This is a genomic window from Ancylobacter moscoviensis (genome assembly GCF_007559435.1).
GTDB lineage: Bacteria > Pseudomonadota > Alphaproteobacteria > Rhizobiales > Xanthobacteraceae > Ancylobacter > Ancylobacter moscoviensis.
This window is the reverse complement of sequence record NZ_VMBP01000001.1, coordinates 745,585-761,005: the sequence shown is the minus strand read 5'-3', so window position 1 is coordinate 761,005 and position 15,421 is coordinate 745,585. Positions and strand designations below refer to the sequence as shown.

The following is a 15,421-nucleotide window of genomic DNA, read 5'->3' as shown; positions in this document are numbered from 1 at the left end:
AGGCCGGAGGTCAGCTGGTTTTGGTGCTGGCTTCCGGGTCCAGCAGGCGATGCAGGTGCACGACGAAATAGCGCATATGCGCGTTGTCCACGGTCTGCTGCGCCTTCGCCTTCCAGGCGGCGTGGGCGCTGGCATAGTTCGGGTAGATGCCGACGATGTCGAGCGCGCCCAGATCCTTGAAGGTCAGGCCATTGATATCCTCCAGCTCGCCGCCGAAGACGAGGTGCAGAAGCTGGGGGCTGGAATGGGTCTCGGTCATGCCGCTTGCGTCCTGCGCTCGGGTGCTCCGTCAGCGCGCCGCGACCATGAGGGTCGGGTACAGCAGGCTGCCGGCGGAAACCAGCGCTCCATGCCGCGGCACCGGCGCGTTGTAGGTGAGCGGGCGGCCGTCGAGCGTGGTCAGCCGTCCGCCTGCTTCGTGCACTAAAAGGTCCGCTGCGGCAAGGTCCCAGTCGTTTCCGTTGGGCGACGCCAGTGCCGCATCCAGCTCTCCGGTCGCCACGCGGGCGAGGCGCAGCGCCAGCGAGCGGATGCGATCGACCCGGCGCAGCGTCCCGCGGCTGTCGATATGGTTGAGCCAGGGCGCGGGGCCGTCGACGACCGCGCCGGCCATTTCCGGCATCTCGGACACGCGGATCGGGCGGCCGTTGCGCGTCGCGCCGCCGCCGCGCACGGCGACGAACAGTTCCTCCGTCACCGGGGCGAACAGCGCGCCGGCGATGGGCCGGCCGTCCTCCACCAGAGCGGCCTCGACGCACCAGTCGGGGCGCCCGGCCATGTAGGCGCGGGTACCGTCGATGGGATCGACGATCCACACCCGCCGGCGCGACAGGCGGGTGGGCTCGTCCACCGTCTCCTCGGAAAGCCAGCCATATTCCGGGCCGATGAGGCTCAGCCGCTCGCGCAGCATCACGTCGACCGCGAGATCGGCCTCGGTGACCGGGGAATCATTGTGCTTGGACCAGGACTTCACGCCGGTGCGGAACATCGCCACCGCCACCGCCCCGGCGGCCACGACCGCATCCGCCAGATGCCGCGCCGCGATGGCGGGGTCGGCAAGAGGATCGGGGCCGGGGGTGAGCGCGTGTGCGGTCGGCGTGTCGTCCATCATCGGGGATTAGGCGCGAGGGGGAATGATTGCAAACGGGATATCGGCATTCCAACCGTTTCCAACAAGCTTTCATCAAGCATAGGAGCCATTCCCGGCCGCCAAGAAACGATCAACCATGTCCCTTAAGCCGATACGGGAGACCCGGCGACTAAGGTGCCTTCACGACCGAGGCCGCAGAGCCAGAAAATCGGCGGGGAGTTGCGAGATGCGTCAACAGATGGCGAAAGCACAGATGGCGGAGGCCTGGCCTCCGGTGGCGACCTGTCCCTATGTCGCGCTGGAGCGCCCCGCGGCGCCGGAGGCGTGGCCGCTCGTGTTCCAGTCGCTCGATCCGGGCGCCGACAGGGGCGTGCGCCTGATCGAGCTCGGCCTCGACCGGGTGGTGCTGCGCCGACGGGTCGCCGGCGTGCCGATGAAGCTCGACCGGCCGCTCGCCGATTACGAGGGGCTGGCGGTGGCCCTGCTCGATCCGGAAGGCGACGACGAGGGCGTCGCCATCGTGCTGGTGCATGCCGACCCCGCCCTGTCGGTCACGCTCTACAGCGCGCCGCATATCGACGACGTGGTGGCGGAATGGCGCGGCTGGAGCGAGACGCTCGGCCTGCCGATGCTGGTCACCGAGGCCGACGGCACGCGCCGGCCGGCCTATGCCCGGATCGGACGCCTCACCGTGGCCGAGATCAAGGCGCGCCGCCCGCGCCGGGGGCCGCTGAAGCACCGCCGGCCGAGCGTCTATCGCCGCCGTGCCGCAGGAAGCTCGCTCGGGGGCCTCACCGTGCATCGGGGCGAGCGCGAGCTGATCGCCCGGGACTGATCCCGGGAGATCCCACCGGATTGCCCGTGCCATTCGGCCAAGCCCTTACTCCCATGCGGCGCGGCAGGTGCTAGATTGGTCCTACGCGGGAGATGGCGCCAATCCGCCATCCACATTTCGAGAGTCCGTTCGATGAAGCCGTTTATGCTGCCCCTCGCCGCCGCGCTGCTTTTCGGCGCCATGCCGGCCGCCCTCGCCGGCCCCTGCGCCGAGACGGTGACACAGACGCAGGCCGCGCTCGACAAGCTCCTCGACGCCCTCGCCGCCGCCGGGCCGAGCGCGCCGGAGAGTGCCGGCGCCCTGCTCAGCCACGAACCGACCCCGGAATCGATCGCGCAGAGCGAAGCCGCGCTCGGCGACGGAACCCGACCGGAAGTGGTTCAGCAGACGCTCGACCTCGCCCGTCAGGCCGACGCCAATGGCGACGAGGCCGCCTGCAAGGCGCAGGTCGCCAAGGCCCGCGCCCTCCTGAATCTCAAGTAAGCGCCTGAAACTCAAACGAGATCCGGCGTGGCGGGAATCAGTCCCCGCCCTGCCGGGCGATCGCCGGGCCGAGATGGCCGTGGAAGAGGAAGGCGGTCGCCGTCAGCCCGGCCAGCAGCAGGCACGCGCCGGCCATCGCCGGAATCAGGCCCGCCGCCGTCAGCAACAGCGCACCGATGCACGCCCCCGCGACGAAGGACGCCCAGGAGCCGGCATAGGCGAGGACTTCGGAAGGGCGCGCCCGGCCGCCGAGGCTGCGTGCCAGCGCCTGCCCGCAGGAGAACAGCGCGCCGGTGACGAAGCTCTTGCCGATATCGGCGCCGGCGATGATCTGGTGCACGCTGTTCTGCATGCCCATCGCCACCGCCACCGGCAGCAGCGACAGCCGCCCCGCATCGGCTCCGGTCAGGCCCACCGCGAAGGCGAACAGCGCGACCTCCGTGCCGAGCACGGCGACGAGCTTCCATTCGCCGGCGGCATCGGCCACCAGCGTGCCGACGACGGCGCCGAGGACGAAACCCGCGATCACGCCGGTCGTCAGCAGCACGAGGTGCCATTCGCCGCCGGCGATCTGGATGCCGAGGCGCGTGCTGTTGCCGCTCATGAAGGACAGGAACAGCCCGCCGAGATGGGCATAGCCGACCGCGTCGACGAATCCGGCGACCATCGTCGCGAAGGTGGCGAAGAGGACCGGCCGGAACCGGGACGAGGAAGCAGCGGCAGACGACATGCGAGACCGTGGGTTAGGAACGGATCGGACATGAAAAGGGCGCCGTCGGGCGCCCTCTCCACCATGAGACCGGCACACCGCTCATGCGGCGCCGGTCATGCGGCGCGAAGCCACGCAGCCCCGGGAATAGCCGATTCACGGGCAGACATGGACCCAGCCGCCGCCCCAGGGCCGGCTCCAGTAGCATGTGGGTCGCACGGGCGGCCCCCAGGCGCGGGCGTAGGGCGGCACGTACCAGTAGCGCCAGTTCGGGCGCCAGACGCAGCGCCATGGTCCGCAGACCCAGCGCACGTTCTCCGCGAGCGGGGGCACGTCCTGCTGGAGGGAAAGCGCCGGCGAACCCAGCGCCGGCATGGCGACGCCGGCCTGCGCCGTGCCGCCGGAACCGGTAGCGAGCATCGTTCCCAGCGCCAGGACGGCGCCGAGCATCATGTTGCGAAGGCGGGAGGAAACGAACGTCACGGATAGGCTGCGCATGGCGCACTCCCTGATGTTGTGACCGAACGTGGGAAGGATAGCACGGGTCCCTTCCTGCGCCAGCGCAATACCGGCCGCTCAGCTCAGGAAAGCGAGCCCCACGAGCCCGCCGCCGAGCACCAGCAGCGCCGGATTGACCCGCTTCACGAAATAGACGCCGGCGAACACCGCGATGGCGATGGCGATGGTCAGCGCGCCGTCGATCGCCGTGCGGGCGATGGAGATGGTGCCCGCCGCCATCAGGCCCACCACCATGGGCGCCATGCCCCGCTGCAGCGAACGCCGCCAGGGCGAGCCCTCGAAATGGTCCCACACACGCGAGGCGCCCCACGAGATGAGGCCCGCCGGCACGAAGAAGCCGAGAAAGGCGAGCAGCGCCCCGATATAGCCGGTCACGTGATAGCCGATGACGATCACCATCAGCATGTTCGGACCCGGCACCACCTGCCCGAGGCCGTAAATGTCGCGGAACTGGTCGTCGGTCAGCCAGTGGTGGCTCTCCACCACCAGTGCCTTGGTCTCCGGCAGCACGGCCGCGCCGCCGCCGACCGCCAGCACCGAGAGCAGCGCGAAGACCCCGAGGACGGACAGGTTCTCGTTCATGCCGACGGCTCCGGGCCGGTGGCGCCGTCCTGCCTGCGGGGCCGATAGATCAGCACGGCGGCCGGTCCCACGGTGAGCAGCACCCAGAGCAGCGAGATGTGCAGGACGCTCACCATCAGCACCGTCACCGCGATGATCGTGATGTCGATCAGGCTGCCGAGCTGCTTGCGGCCGATCTGCAGCGTCACCGCCGAGAGCATGCCCACCGCCGCCGCGCCGACGCCGATCAGCGTCGCGTTGACATAGGGGTTGTGCGCGTTGGAGGCGTAGAGCACGCCGAGCACCAGCACCATGGTGCCGCCCGGCAGGGTCATGCCGAGGAAGGCGATGATCGCGCCGGCCACCCCGCGCAGCCGGTCGCCGACGATGATGCTCATATTGGTGGCGTTGAGCCCGGGCAGCGCCTGCGCGATGCCGAGGGCCGAGAGGAAATGCTCCTCGTCGAGCCAGCGCTTCTTCAGCACCAGCTCGGCGCGCAGATAGGCCACCACGCCGCCGCCGAAGCTCACCGCGCCGATGAACAGGAAAGTGAGGAAGATTTCCCACAGCAGCACATCGCGGGGGACCGCATAGGAGGCCGTCGAGGTGCCGGAAGCGGCGGGACCCGGACCGGGCGGCGCTGGGGTGCTCATGGGAAGGCCGGTCCGAGAATGACGCCAGAGGAATCCGCGAGAGGCGGCTCAGCCTTCGTGGCTGGCCACGAGCTGCTTGCCGAAATTATAGACCAGCGCCGTCTTGGTGGCGCCGAGCTTCACCCATTCCGGCGCGCGGGTCTGCGCCGCCTTGAAGAACTCTTCCGAACGGGCGCGGGCCTTGATGTGGAGATCGTCGTAGCGATCGAACTTCGCCTGGAAGGCGAATTCGCCGATGATCGAGGTCTCGGTCGTGCGGTCGCGCCAGACCGAGATGGTCGCCTTGGCGATGAGGCCGTGGCCGAAATCGAACGAGCCGACATTCACCTGCACCTCTTCGACGGGCAGGTTGTTGACCAGCGAGATCGTCGACGCCTTGTCGGCCGGGCAGTGGTCGGCGAGTTCGGGGAACACCTGGGTGATGCGCCCCAGCCCCTCGTCGAGCACGAGGCCGGGCGTCATCAGCACGCAATTATGCGAGTAGAGCGAGCGCATGCCGCCGAGGCTGTCCTTCAGCGGCAGCAGTTCTTCCTTGAACTTGATGTCGGCCCGCCCGCTCAGGCGCGGGGTGACGTCGACCTCGGCGGCGGCGTTGAGCTCCGGGTGGCGGAACTTCAGCGTCAGCTCGTGCTCGTGGTCCGGCCAGCCATCGGTGTAGAAGGTGCGCTTCCGCAGGATGAAGGCGTTGCGGTAGAGCGCGTAATCCGGCGTGTCGTAGAACAGCACCTCGCGGACCTGCCGCTTGAAGCCGTCCTTGTTGGTGGTGGCGGCGACCTTGAACTCGGGCGCGATCAGGCACAGCTTGTGCCAGTAGACCTCGAACTGGTGCGGATCGAAGAACCGTTCCGGACGCAGCAGGATCTTGTATTCGCGGTAGTGAATATCGTCCATCGGAGGTCTCGACGCTTGCGTACCGCATGCCGAACGCAAGATGTACGCCCGGCCGCGGAAGCCGACAAGCGTCATTGCCCGCCGGCGTCACATGCCCGTCATGAGGCGTGGCACCCTTGAAGAACGCGGTCCAAATGTGATCCAACGGGGCCGACCATCGATCCGCACCGCGGCGGGGACCTCCTGAAGGTCCGCCGCCGCGAGAAGAGAGACAGCACCATGCCCTCCAAGCTCGACCAACTGCGTGCCATGACCGTCGTCGTCGCCGACACCGGCGACATCGAGACGGTGCGTCGTCTCAAGCCGCAGGACTGCACCACCAACCCGACGCTGCTGCTCAAGGCGGCCGAGATGCCCGCCTATGCGGCGCTCGTCGACGAGGCGATCGACTGGGGCCGCCGGCAGGGCGGCGCGCGCGAGGCGGTGGTCGCCGCCACCTGCGACCGGCTGGCGCTGAACTTCGGTGCCGAGCTCTCGCACATCGTGCCGGGCCGGGTCTCCACCGAGGTCGACGCCGACCTGTCCTTCGACACGGCGGCGACGCTGCACAAGGCCCGCTCCTTCATCGAGGCCTATGAGGCGCGCGGCGTCGGACGCGAGCGCATCCTCATCAAGGTCGCCTCGACCTGGGAGGGCATCCGCGCCGCCGAGGTGCTGCAGAAGGAAGGCATCGACTGCAACCTTACCCTGCTATTCTCGCTGGCGCAGGCGGCGGCGGCGGCGGATGCCGGCGCCTTCCTGATCTCGCCCTTCGTCGGCCGCATCCTCGACTGGCACGTGAAGGCGGGCGAAGGCCCGTTCACCGCCGAGACCGACCCCGGCGTGCTCTCGGTGCGGCAGATCTACGCCTACTACAAGAAGCACGGCATCAGCACCGTCGTCATGGGCGCCTCCTTCCGCAACACCGGCGAGATCGAGGCGCTGGCGGGCTGCGACCGGCTCACCATCGGCCCGGCGCTGCTCGACCAGCTCGCCGCCGACGAGGGCGCGCTGGAGCGCAAGCTCGACCCGGCGAACACCGCCGGCGCCCCGGCGAAGCTCGACCTCGACGAGAAGGCGTTCCGCTTCGCCCTCAACGAGGACCAGATGGCGACGGAGAAGCTCTCCGAAGGCATCCGCCTCTTCGTCAAGGATCTGCGCACCCTGCGCGGGCTCGTCGCCAAGCGGCTGGAAGGCGCGCAGGCGGCCTGATAGAAGCGGCCCGACAGAGGAGGGCGCCCGCCCTCCTCGCCCGACCTTCCGCGTGCCCCTTCCATGATCGCTCCCGACCTCGGCTTCGCGCTCGCCGCCGGCATGGCGGCGTTCTTCGTCGGCATGAGCAAGGGCGGCGTGCCGATGATCGGCAGCCTCGCCGTGCCGACCATGGCGCTGTTCATGTCGCCGGTGATGGCCGCCGGCCTGCTGCTGCCGGTCTATGTGGTCAGCGACATGTTCGGGGTCTGGGCCTACCGGCGCGAATTCTCCGGGCGCAACCTCGCCATCCTCATCCCCGCCGCCGCGCTCGGCATCGGCATCGGCTGGGCCACCGCCTCCATCGTCACCGACGCGATGGTGATGCTGATCGTCGGCGGCATCGGCCTGCTGTTCTGCGCCCTGCACTGGCTCGGCGGCGCGCGCCGGGCCGCGCGTCCGGCGGACGTGCCGCGCGGCGTCTTCTGGGGCGCGGTGTCGGGCTTCACCAGCTTCGTCAGCCATGCCGGCGCGCCGCCCTACCAGATGTATGTGGTGCCGCAGAAGCTGCCGAAGATGGTCTATGCCGGCACCACCACCATCGCCTTCGCCGCCATCAACGCGATCAAGCTGGTGCCCTACTGGGCGCTCGGCCAGCTCAACCCCGCCAATCTGAAGATCACCGCCCTGCTGCTGCCGGTGGCGATCGCCGCGACCTTCGCCGGCGTATGGCTGACGCGGCGCCTGCCGGAAACGCTGTTCTACCGGCTGATCGTGGCGGCCCTGTTCCTGCTCTCGCTCAAGCTGATCTATGACGGCGCCGCCGAGCTGGCGGGCTTCTGAGCCCTATTCCTCGACCGCTTCCTCGAAGGGCTTCGCCATCAGGGCGGCCGCCCAGAAGCCGACGGCCATCACGAGGGCGACGGCGATCACCGCCATGAGCACGGCGTCGTAGGAGCCGGCCGCCGTCCACAGCGCCGCCATGCCGGCCGGCGCCAGGGCGCGCGAGACCGTCGCCGGCATCGCCAGCGCGCCGTTCACCGCGCCATAGGCCCGGCGGGTCAGCAGCTCCGGCACGACCAGCCCGCGCACGATGGTCATGATGCCGTTGACCGAGCCGAAGGCGAGCCCGAACAGCGCCACAAAGACGAAGGCCGGCGGCATCAGCTCCAGCGCCAGGAAGGCGAGCGGGAACACCGCGACGATGACCGAGCCGACCACGCGCACCGGCGCGCGCGGCGCCAGCACCGAGACGGCGATCCGTCCGGCCACCTGCGCCGGCCCGATCAGCGCCAGCGCGCTCACCACGGTCGCGGTGTCGAAGCCGCGCTCCACCAGCAGCGGATAGGCGTGGAAGGTGAAGCCGGAGAACATCGCCGCATAGGCGGTGAAGGCGATCGCGAGGGCCCAGAACACCGGCTGGCGGATCACGCCCGCGATGACCGAGCGGCCGGGCGTCATGGCACGGCCTGCGCTACGCGGCGCGACGGCATCGCGGGAGGCATCGATGGTGAGGACGTTCACGCTCGCGCAGACCAGGATGTTGATCGCGCCGAGCACGATGAGCGTGTGGCGCCAGCCGACCGTGTCGAGCAGGAGCTGGATCAGCGGGATGAACACGGTCGAGGCGAAGCCGCCCCACAGCGTCAGCGCGGTGATGCCGGCGCGGGCGTGCAGGGGGCCGGCGCGGCGGGCGATGACGGCGAAGGCGGGATCGTAGAGCGTCGCCGCCTGCATGGCGCCGATGCCGGCCACCGCGAGATAGAACAGCGCCTTGCCATCGACCTGCGCCCACAGCAGGAAGAGCAGCCCCGCCAGCAGCGAGCCGCCGGCCATGATCGCCCGGCCGTGCCCGCGGTCGATGGCCGCGCCGACCGGATAGGCGACGAGCCCCGCCAGCGCGAGTCCCAGCGTGGCGGCGCCGTAGAGCTCGGCCTTCGACCAGCCGAGATCGACGCTCATCGCCTGCGCGATCTGCGGGAAGCTGTAATAGAGCGTGCCCCAGGAGCACACCTGCCCGACGCCGAGCCCGGTGATGAACAGGCTGCGTCCGCCCGGCGGCGGCAGCGGAGCAGCGGGAGCGGCGGCAGTCACTTTATGGGACTCTTGGGTTCAGGGCGCCGGATCGGCCACCGGCAGCAGGGAATGGACCAGATTGACCCAGTAGCTGGCGCCGACGGGCAGCAGCTCGTCGTTGAAGTCGTACTGGGCGTTGTGCAGGTTCGGGCCGGGACCGCTGGCGAGGCAGAGATAGGCGCCCGGCACCGCCTCCAGCATATAGGCGAAGTCCTCCGCCGCCATGATCGGCTCGAAATCGGCGATCACCCGGTCGCCGGCCGTGGCGCGCGCCGCCGCCAGCGCCGCGTCGAATTCCGCACCGTGGTTGACCAGCGCCGGGTAGCGCCGCTCGTAGCGGATCTCGGCCCGCGCGCCCTGCGCCGCGCAGACGCCCTCGACGATGGCGCGGAAGCGCTCCTCCACGAGGTCGCGCACCTGCGCGGTGAAGGTGCGCGCCGTGCCGCGCAGCACCACCTCGTCCGGGATCACGTTCCAGGTGTCGCCGCCATGGATCTGGGTGACGGTGACCACCGCCGCCTCCTGCGGGCTCACCGAGCGGGCGACGACGGACTGGAGCTGGGCGACGATCAGCGAGGCCGCGAGCACCGGGTCGATGCCGCGCTGGGGCATGGCGGCATGCGCGCCGCGCCCGATCACCTTCACCTCGAAGATGTCGAAGGCCGCGAACATCGGCCCCGGCCGACCGAGGAAGGTGCCGAAGGGCGCGTTGGGCCAATTGTGCAGGCCATAGACCGCCTGCATCGGGAACAGGTCGAACAGCCCCCGCTCCACCATCACCTTGCCCCCGCCCTCGTTCTCCTCGGCGGGCTGGAAGATGAAATGCACGGTGCCGGCGAAATCGGGGTTCCGGCTGAGGTGCCGCGCGGCGCCGAGCAGCATGGTCATGTGCCCGTCATGCCCGCAGGCGTGCATCTTGCCGGGCGTATCCGAGCGCCAGGGAAGGTTGGTCGCCTCGTGGATGTCGAGCGCGTCCATGTCGGCGCGCAGCCCGATGGCGGGCCCCTCGCCCCCGCGCCCCTTCAGCGTCGCCACCAAGCCGGTGCCGGCGAGGCCACGGTGCACGGCAAGACCGAAGCTCTCCAGCTTTTCCGCCACGAAGGCCGAGGTGCGGCGCTCCTCGAAGGCGGTCTCGGGCATGGCGTGCAGCACGCGGCGCCATTGCGTCAGCTCCGCCGCCTGTGCCGCGAGGGATGTCAGAACGCCGTTTGAAACGATGCTGTGCGAACCGTCCTGCATGCGGGAAACCGTTCCATTCGCCCGTGCCCTGCAGCCGCTTATAGCGCCCCGCTCCGTCGGGCAAGGGGCCGTCTGAAGTCGGGGTCGGAACCCACCGGAGGAGGGGACGTTGATTCCGATGCCGCCCGAACGGGAGGAGCTTTCCATGACCCCGCACCCGTCGACCCCCGAGAGGCCCGACGCACCCGCGCCCGGCGTGCCTCCCATACCCGACGTCAATCCGGCGCCCGACGTCAATCCGGTGCCCGATCCCGCGCCGATCCGCGATCCGGTGCAGCCGCCCATCCGCGATCCCGACGTGCCGGGCGTGCGCGATCCGGTGCCTCCTGACGTGAGCGATCCGCCGCCCGCACCACCGCCGCCCCGGCCGGGCGGCAGCGTTGCAGGCAACGGCGTGGCAGGCGACAGCGTGGCAGCCGGCCGCGAACCTCAGCAGCCGCCGCCCCGCGAGCCGCCGCCCGATCGCCGCATCCCGGAGATCGACGATCCGGTCACGCCGCCGGATCCCGACCCGAGCATCACGCCGGACGTCGACGAGCCTCAGGACGAGCCGGCTCCGACGCCGATCGACCTGCCGCCGAGCGCGCCCATACAGCCGTCAATGTGAGCGGCAGGCACGTGAAGCCGTACCCGCAGCGAAGGGCATGAATGTGTTTCGGGAACGTTCGCCGCCCCCGCCGGTTTTCCATCCGTTCGGCCGCTGAAGAACCTCGATGAAGAGATGAGCGCCGACGCCAAGCTGCCCAGGCTGGCGGAGGCGCGGGTGAACCCGCACGCCGCCGAGTAAGGCGCGCGTCGGCCGGTGCCGGACGGGATCTCCCCCTTCTCCGGCCGGCACCGGCCGTTCCGGACGATGGAGGATGCCGTACCTGCCACGTCAAAGGCGGCGCGACGGGCGCAGCCGCCGACGAAGCCGCTCCCCGCACGGCCGGCTGTTGCAGGCATCGTCGGGCAGAGGCCCGGCGGGTGATGGCGACCGATCGTGGGATCGCGAAATATCGTCATGGCCCGGCCGAAAAGCTCCTGCACCATCGGTAAGCTGATGATGAAAGGGAGAACGGACGGGCCCGCCTCCTGTTCCGCCGACCGTGCCTCGCGGATTTTTTCGCGGCGGCGGGAATAGGAAGCCGGGCGGCTCCGTATACGGGTCATGAGGCGCGATCAGGCCAGCGGCCAGTCCGGCAGGGCGTCGAGGTTCGATGTGATGGGGCAGCTCCCCGTCATGCGCCGCTACGCGCGCGCGCTGACGCGGGACGACACCGACGCCGAGGACCTCGTCCATGACGCGCTGGTGCGCGCCTATGAGCGGCGGGGCAGCTTCGAGACGGAACGCGGCGCTGGCGGCAAGGGCCTGCGCGGCTGGCTGCTCTCGGTGCTGCACAACGTCTTCGTCGACCGCCGCCGCTCGCGCACCGCCGAGGCGCGGCGCGAGGCGGAAAGCCAGGCGCTCGCCGAAACCGTCAGCGCGCCCGCGCAGGAGCATCACCTGCGCCTCGCCCAGGTGCGCGACGCCTTCATGGCCCTGCCGGAGGAACAGCGCGCGGCGCTGCACCTCGTGGCCATCGAGGGGCTCGGCTATGCCGAGGCCGCAGCCACGCTGGGCATCCCGCAGGGCACGCTGATGTCGCGCCTGTCGCGCGCCCGCGCCACGCTGCGTGCTATCGAGGATGGCGCGGAAGCGGCGGCTCCCACCCGTTTGCGCATTGTTGGAGGTGCGGATGACCCGACCCGTTGACCCCGTCTCCGACGACGACCTGCAGGCCTATGTCGACGACCAGCTCGCGGTCGCGCGGCGCATCGACGTCGAGGCCCATCTCAGCGCCCATCCGGCGGCCGCGTCGCGGGTGATGGCGGATCTGCGCATCCGCGACGAGCTGCGCCTCGCCCTCGCCGAGCCGCCCCGCCGCGCCTCGGCGGGAAGCGCCCGGCTGGCCACGGCGGAAGCCGCCCGGCGGCTGGAGGGCGCGCTGTCGCGCGAGCGCTGGTTCCGCGGGCTGCGCGCCGCCGCCATGGTGGCGCTGCTCGTCGGCGCCGGCTGGTTCGCCAACGCCCAGTTCGGCCATCTCGGCGTCAGCCGCGTCGTCGCCTCCGGCCTGCCGCCGGCCTATGTCGAGGACGCGCTGCGCGCCCACCAGACGGCCCTGGTGCGCGCCGCCATGCCCTCGCAGCCCGGCGCCAGCCATTACGACCCCGCCGAGATCCGCGCCGCCACCGCCATCGTCATGCCGGCGCTGCCGGACGACTGGAAGGTGGAGGACGTGCAGGTCTTCCCCTCCGCCTTCGGCCCCAGCGTCGAGATGGCGGTGCGCACCGGGGACCTCGGCACGGTGTCGCTCTTCGCGGTGCGGCCGGGCGGCTTCGATGTCGTGCCCGCCACCACCGTGCCGAAGGACGATCTTACCGCCGCCTACTGGCAGGTGGGCGAGGTGGCCTACGCCCTCGTCGCCCGCAGCGGCCCGCAGGCCGGCACGCGCGATCTCGACCGGGCGGCCGCACGGCTTGTCCGCTCGCTCTACTGACCCACTTGCTTCTCACAGGAGACTGACATGAGCATGCCGAATCCCGGCTTCCAGTGGTCGCGCACCGCGCCCGTCGACCAGGCCGTCTTCGACGAGGGCCTGCGCCGGCACATGCTGCGCGTCTACAACTACATGGCGCTCGGCCTCGTCCTGACGGGCGTCGTCGCCTTCGTCGTCGGCACCACGCCGGCGCTCTACGTGCCGATCTTCTCCACCCCGCTGAAGTGGGTGGTGATGCTGGCGCCGCTCGCCTTCGTGCTGTTCTTCTCGTTCCGCATCCAGTCGATGTCGGGCAGCACCGCGCAGACCATGTTCTGGGCCTTCTGCGGCGTGATGGGGCTTTCCATGGCCTCCATCTTCCTCGTCTTCACCGGCACCTCGATCGCCCGCACCTTCTTCATCGCGGCGGCGATGTTCGGCGCCACCAGCCTCTATGGCTACACGACGAAGCGCGACCTCTCGCAGTTCGGCTCCTTCCTCATCATGGGCCTGATCGGCGTGGTGATCGCCAGCCTGGTCAACATCTTCCTCGGCTCGACCATGCTGCAGTTCATCGTGTCCGTGGTCGGCATCCTGGTCTTCGTCGGCCTGACCGCGTGGGACACCCAGTCGATCAAGGAGCAGTACGCCGACAATTTCGACGCCGAATCGCAGCAGAAGCTCGCCGTCTTCGGCGCGTTCTCGCTCTATCTGAATTTCGTCAACATCTTCCAGCTGCTGCTCAACTTCACCGGCGAGCGGGAGTAGGCGGCCGGAACGGTTGAACGGAGGAGACCGACATGAACGATCAGGACCGTCAGGCCATTGATGGCCTGTTCGCCAAGCTCGGCGAGGTCGAGCGCCAGACCGGCCCGCGCGACGCGGAAGCCGAGGGCTTCATCGCCCAGCGCATCGCCCAGCAGCCCGGCGCGCCCTATCTGATGGCGCAGACCATCGTGATGCAGGACTACGCACTGCAGCAGGCGCAGGCCCGCATCCAGGAGCTGGAAGCGCAGGCGCAACAGGCGCAGGAGGCCCGCCCCGCCTCCGGCGGCGGCCTGTTCGGCAGCCTGTTCGGCTCCGGCCAGCAGCCGCCGGCCCGGCGCAGCCCGGTGCCGTCGGTGGGCCGCCCCGCCGCGCCTTATGGCGGCAATCCCGGCATTCCCGCCGACGCGCCGCCGGCGTGGCGGTCGGGAGCGCCGGCCGGCGGCCCCGGTCAGGCAGCTCCCGGCGTGCAGCCCGGCGCCTTCGGGCGCCCGGGCGGCTTCGGCGGCGGCGGCGGTTTCTTGGCCGGCGCGGCGCAGACCGCGATGGGCGTGGCGGGCGGCGTGCTGCTCGGCAACGCCATCGCCGGCATGTTCGGCGGCAGCGAGGCCAAGGCGGCGGAAGCGCCGGCCGAGCCCGCCGCAGCCGAGCCCGACACCGGCGCGCAGGATGACGGCACGCAGGACACCGGCGCGGAAGACATCTCCGCCGCCGATGATGGCGGCTTCTTCGGCGGCGGCGGCTGGTTCGACAGCGGCGAGGACATCTGATCTCGCCGCCCAACCGGAGCGGCAGGTTCCAAAGGTCCGCCGCTCAACTTCCGCAGGCCGGCGCCCCCTCGCCGGCCTGTTCTTTTATCCGCGCGGCGCGGCTCAGACCCGGAGCCCGTTCTCCTGCGCGAACTCCTTCAGCTTGCGCTCGGGCCGGGCGCCGATATGGCCGATGATCTCGGAGGCGCACAGCGCGCCGAGCTTCAGGCAATCCTCGGCCGGAAAGCCTTTGGCGAAGCCGTGCAGGTAGCCGGCGGCGAACAGGTCGCCCGCGCCGGTCGTGTCCACCACCTTCGCCACGGGGAAGGCCGGGACCGCGGCGGTCTCGTCCGCCGTCACCGCCAGCGCGCCCTTCTCGCTGCGGGTGACGACCGCGCGCTTCACGTCGCCGCGCAGCCGCGCGAGCGCGGCGTCGAAATCGGTCTCGTAGAGCGACATCAGCTCCGCCTCGTTGGCGAAGACGAGATCGACCGTGCCCTCGCGCATCAGGGTGAGGAACTCGCTCCGGTAGCGCCCGACGCAGAAGGCGTCCGAGAGGGTCAGCGACACGGTGCGCCCCGCCCGGTGGGCGATGCCGGCCGCCTTGAGGAAGGCATCCTTCGCCGCCGGCGGATCCCACAGATAGCCTTCGAGATAGGTGACGGCGGCGGAAGCGACGAGGTTCTCGTCCACATCGGCGGGGGAGAGGTCCTGCGCCGCGCCGAGATAGGTGTTCATGGTGCGCTCGCCGTCCGGCGTCACCAGGATGAGGCAGCGCGCCGTGGTCGGGCCGGTGGTAGCGGCGGGGGTCGCATAGGCGACGCCGGCGGCGCGGATGTCATGGGCGAAGATGCCGCCGAGCTCGTCGTCGCGCACCTTGCCGACGAAGCCGGCGCGGCCACCAAGCGCGGCGACGCCAACCACGGTGTTGGCGGCCGAGCCGCCGGAGATTTCCACGCCCGGCCCCATCGCGCCGTAGACCGTCTCGGCGCGCTCCTCGTCGATCAGGGTCATGCCGCCCTTGCGCATGCCGTGCCGGTCGAGGAAGGCGGGCTCGGCACGGGCGAGGACGTCGACGATGGCGTTGCCGAAGCCGATCACGTCGAGCTGCTGGTCGGTCATGGACGGACTTTCCCTGGATGGTTCGTTCACAAGAGGCGGGCGGTTTCGCGGTAGCAGACGG

General features: G+C 70.3%; 19 protein-coding genes. 9 read left to right on the top strand and 10 right to left on the bottom strand.

What is annotated here, in order from left to right; translation table 11 throughout:
* Window positions 1-10: 10 nt before the first annotated feature.
* A complete protein-coding gene (locus FO470_RS03540) occupies window positions 11-259 on the bottom strand; it encodes a DUF4170 domain-containing protein (protein ID WP_144341526.1) in 249 nt (82 codons plus the stop codon).
* A 30-nt stretch (window positions 260-289) separates the two neighbouring features.
* Entirely contained in the window at window positions 290-1,111 is an 822-nt protein-coding gene (locus FO470_RS03535; RefSeq protein ID WP_144341525.1) for a 3'(2'),5'-bisphosphate nucleotidase CysQ, read from the bottom strand.
* 217 nt (window positions 1,112-1,328) lie between these two features.
* Here FO470_RS03535 and FO470_RS03530 point away from each other — a divergent pair, with 217 nt between their 5' ends.
* Window positions 1,329-1,925 carry a DUF6101 family protein gene (locus tag FO470_RS03530; protein ID WP_186291817.1) on the top strand — a complete coding sequence of 199 codons (597 nt, stop codon included), beginning with the start codon at window positions 1,329-1,331 and terminating at the stop codon, window positions 1,923-1,925.
* Window positions 1,926-2,069: 144 nt separating this feature from the next.
* Complete coding sequence (locus FO470_RS03525) at window positions 2,070-2,408, top strand: hypothetical protein (protein WP_144341524.1); 339 nt, start codon at window positions 2,070-2,072, stop codon at window positions 2,406-2,408.
* A gap of 37 nt (window positions 2,409-2,445) precedes the next feature.
* Here the strand turns inward: FO470_RS03525 and FO470_RS03520 are convergent, their stop codons facing one another.
* The 5 genes from FO470_RS03520 to FO470_RS03500 form a co-directional block, all read right to left on the bottom strand.
* Window positions 2,446-3,138 (bottom strand): YoaK family protein, encoded by a 693-nt coding sequence (locus FO470_RS03520; RefSeq protein WP_144341523.1) that lies wholly within the window; start codon window positions 3,136-3,138, stop codon window positions 2,446-2,448.
* 135 nt (window positions 3,139-3,273) lie between these two features.
* Window positions 3,274-3,615 carry a hypothetical protein gene (locus FO470_RS03515; protein ID WP_144341522.1) on the bottom strand — a complete coding sequence of 114 codons (342 nt, stop codon included), beginning with the start codon at window positions 3,613-3,615 and terminating at the stop codon, window positions 3,274-3,276.
* Window positions 3,616-3,693: 78 nt separating this feature from the next.
* Complete coding sequence (locus tag FO470_RS03510) at window positions 3,694-4,218, bottom strand: chromate transporter (protein WP_144341521.1); 525 nt, start codon at window positions 4,216-4,218, stop codon at window positions 3,694-3,696.
* Window positions 4,215-4,850 carry a chromate transporter gene (locus FO470_RS03505; protein WP_144341520.1) on the bottom strand — a complete coding sequence of 212 codons (636 nt, stop codon included), beginning with the start codon at window positions 4,848-4,850 and terminating at the stop codon, window positions 4,215-4,217. The genes FO470_RS03510 and FO470_RS03505 overlap by 4 nt, the downstream gene beginning before the upstream one ends.
* Before the next feature lie 48 nt (window positions 4,851-4,898).
* A complete protein-coding gene (locus FO470_RS03500) occupies window positions 4,899-5,741 on the bottom strand; it encodes a hypothetical protein (protein ID WP_144341519.1) in 843 nt (280 codons plus the stop codon).
* A 219-nt stretch (window positions 5,742-5,960) separates the two neighbouring features.
* Here FO470_RS03500 and tal point away from each other — a divergent pair, with 219 nt between their 5' ends.
* Together tal and FO470_RS03490 are read left to right on the top strand one after the other, a co-directional pair.
* Window positions 5,961-6,932: a transaldolase gene (tal, locus tag FO470_RS03495; protein ID WP_144341518.1), complete on the top strand. Its 972-nt coding sequence runs from the start codon at window positions 5,961-5,963 to the stop codon at window positions 6,930-6,932.
* Between the two features lie 63 nt (window positions 6,933-6,995).
* Window positions 6,996-7,754, top strand: a complete 759-nt coding sequence (locus FO470_RS03490) for a sulfite exporter TauE/SafE family protein (RefSeq protein WP_144341517.1) — start codon at window positions 6,996-6,998, stop codon at window positions 7,752-7,754.
* Window positions 7,755-7,757: 3 nt separating this feature from the next.
* Here the strand turns inward: FO470_RS03490 and FO470_RS03485 are convergent, their stop codons facing one another.
* Window positions 7,758-9,005 carry an MFS transporter gene (locus tag FO470_RS03485; RefSeq protein WP_144341516.1) on the bottom strand — a complete coding sequence of 416 codons (1,248 nt, stop codon included), beginning with the start codon at window positions 9,003-9,005 and terminating at the stop codon, window positions 7,758-7,760.
* Window positions 9,006-9,023: 18 nt separating this feature from the next.
* Complete coding sequence (locus tag FO470_RS03480; RefSeq protein ID WP_144341515.1) at window positions 9,024-10,226, bottom strand: M20 aminoacylase family protein; 1,203 nt, start codon at window positions 10,224-10,226, stop codon at window positions 9,024-9,026.
* 145 nt (window positions 10,227-10,371) lie between these two features.
* On the opposite strand from FO470_RS03480, the gene FO470_RS03475 reads away from it, so the two are divergent.
* From FO470_RS03475 to FO470_RS03455, 5 genes are all read left to right on the top strand, one after another.
* Complete coding sequence (locus tag FO470_RS03475) at window positions 10,372-10,833, top strand: hypothetical protein (RefSeq protein WP_144341514.1); 462 nt, start codon at window positions 10,372-10,374, stop codon at window positions 10,831-10,833.
* A gap of 543 nt (window positions 10,834-11,376) precedes the next feature.
* Complete coding sequence (locus FO470_RS03470; RefSeq protein WP_144341513.1) at window positions 11,377-11,961, top strand: sigma-70 family RNA polymerase sigma factor; 585 nt, start codon at window positions 11,377-11,379, stop codon at window positions 11,959-11,961.
* The gene (locus FO470_RS03465) at window positions 11,945-12,745 is read left to right on the top strand and encodes an anti-sigma factor family protein (RefSeq protein WP_144341512.1); all 801 of its coding nucleotides are present in this window, start codon (window positions 11,945-11,947) and stop codon (window positions 12,743-12,745) included. The genes FO470_RS03470 and FO470_RS03465 overlap by 17 nt, the downstream gene beginning before the upstream one ends.
* A gap of 27 nt (window positions 12,746-12,772) precedes the next feature.
* Window positions 12,773-13,492 carry a Bax inhibitor-1/YccA family protein gene (locus tag FO470_RS03460; RefSeq protein ID WP_144341511.1) on the top strand — a complete coding sequence of 240 codons (720 nt, stop codon included), beginning with the start codon at window positions 12,773-12,775 and terminating at the stop codon, window positions 13,490-13,492.
* Between the two features lie 32 nt (window positions 13,493-13,524).
* The gene (locus FO470_RS03455) at window positions 13,525-14,259 is read left to right on the top strand and encodes a DUF2076 domain-containing protein (RefSeq protein ID WP_144341510.1); all 735 of its coding nucleotides are present in this window, start codon (window positions 13,525-13,527) and stop codon (window positions 14,257-14,259) included.
* A gap of 102 nt (window positions 14,260-14,361) precedes the next feature.
* Here FO470_RS03455 and FO470_RS03450 read toward each other — a convergent pair whose 3' ends face one another.
* Window positions 14,362-15,360 (bottom strand): adenosine kinase, encoded by a 999-nt coding sequence (locus FO470_RS03450; RefSeq protein ID WP_144341509.1) that lies wholly within the window; start codon window positions 15,358-15,360, stop codon window positions 14,362-14,364.
* Between the last annotated feature and the right edge of the window lie 61 nt (window positions 15,361-15,421).

Excerpts from the sequence above, each read along its gene's own strand:
- FO470_RS03490 (WP_144341517.1), top strand. The coding sequence starts at position 6,996 with ATGATCGCTCCCGACCTCGGCTTCGCGCTCGCCGCCGGCATGGCGGCG.
- FO470_RS03460 (WP_144341511.1), top strand. The coding sequence starts at position 12,773 with ATGAGCATGCCGAATCCCGGCTTCCAGTGGTCGCGCACCGCGCCCGTC.
- FO470_RS03475 (WP_144341514.1), top strand. The coding sequence starts at position 10,372 with ATGACCCCGCACCCGTCGACCCCCGAGAGGCCCGACGCACCCGCGCCC.
- FO470_RS03535 (WP_144341525.1), bottom strand. The coding sequence starts at position 1,111 with ATGATGGACGACACGCCGACCGCACACGCGCTCACCCCCGGCCCCGAT.
- FO470_RS03500 (WP_144341519.1), bottom strand. The coding sequence starts at position 5,741 with ATGGACGATATTCACTACCGCGAATACAAGATCCTGCTGCGTCCGGAA.
- FO470_RS03540 (WP_144341526.1), bottom strand. The coding sequence starts at position 259 with ATGACCGAGACCCATTCCAGCCCCCAGCTTCTGCACCTCGTCTTCGGC.
- FO470_RS03480 (WP_144341515.1), bottom strand. The coding sequence starts at position 10,226 with ATGCAGGACGGTTCGCACAGCATCGTTTCAAACGGCGTTCTGACATCC.
- FO470_RS03455 (WP_144341510.1), top strand. The coding sequence starts at position 13,525 with ATGAACGATCAGGACCGTCAGGCCATTGATGGCCTGTTCGCCAAGCTC.
- FO470_RS03520 (WP_144341523.1), bottom strand. The coding sequence starts at position 3,138 with ATGTCGTCTGCCGCTGCTTCCTCGTCCCGGTTCCGGCCGGTCCTCTTC.
- FO470_RS03505 (WP_144341520.1), bottom strand. The coding sequence starts at position 4,850 with ATGAGCACCCCAGCGCCGCCCGGTCCGGGTCCCGCCGCTTCCGGCACC.
- FO470_RS03530 (WP_186291817.1), top strand. The coding sequence starts at position 1,329 with ATGGCGAAAGCACAGATGGCGGAGGCCTGGCCTCCGGTGGCGACCTGT.
- FO470_RS03515 (WP_144341522.1), bottom strand. The coding sequence starts at position 3,615 with ATGCGCAGCCTATCCGTGACGTTCGTTTCCTCCCGCCTTCGCAACATG.
- tal (WP_144341518.1), top strand. The coding sequence starts at position 5,961 with ATGCCCTCCAAGCTCGACCAACTGCGTGCCATGACCGTCGTCGTCGCC.
- FO470_RS03470 (WP_144341513.1), top strand. The coding sequence starts at position 11,377 with ATGAGGCGCGATCAGGCCAGCGGCCAGTCCGGCAGGGCGTCGAGGTTC.
- FO470_RS03525 (WP_144341524.1), top strand. The coding sequence starts at position 2,070 with ATGCTGCCCCTCGCCGCCGCGCTGCTTTTCGGCGCCATGCCGGCCGCC.
- FO470_RS03450 (WP_144341509.1), bottom strand. The coding sequence starts at position 15,360 with ATGACCGACCAGCAGCTCGACGTGATCGGCTTCGGCAACGCCATCGTC.
- FO470_RS03465 (WP_144341512.1), top strand. The coding sequence starts at position 11,945 with ATGACCCGACCCGTTGACCCCGTCTCCGACGACGACCTGCAGGCCTAT.
- FO470_RS03510 (WP_144341521.1), bottom strand. The coding sequence starts at position 4,218 with ATGAACGAGAACCTGTCCGTCCTCGGGGTCTTCGCGCTGCTCTCGGTG.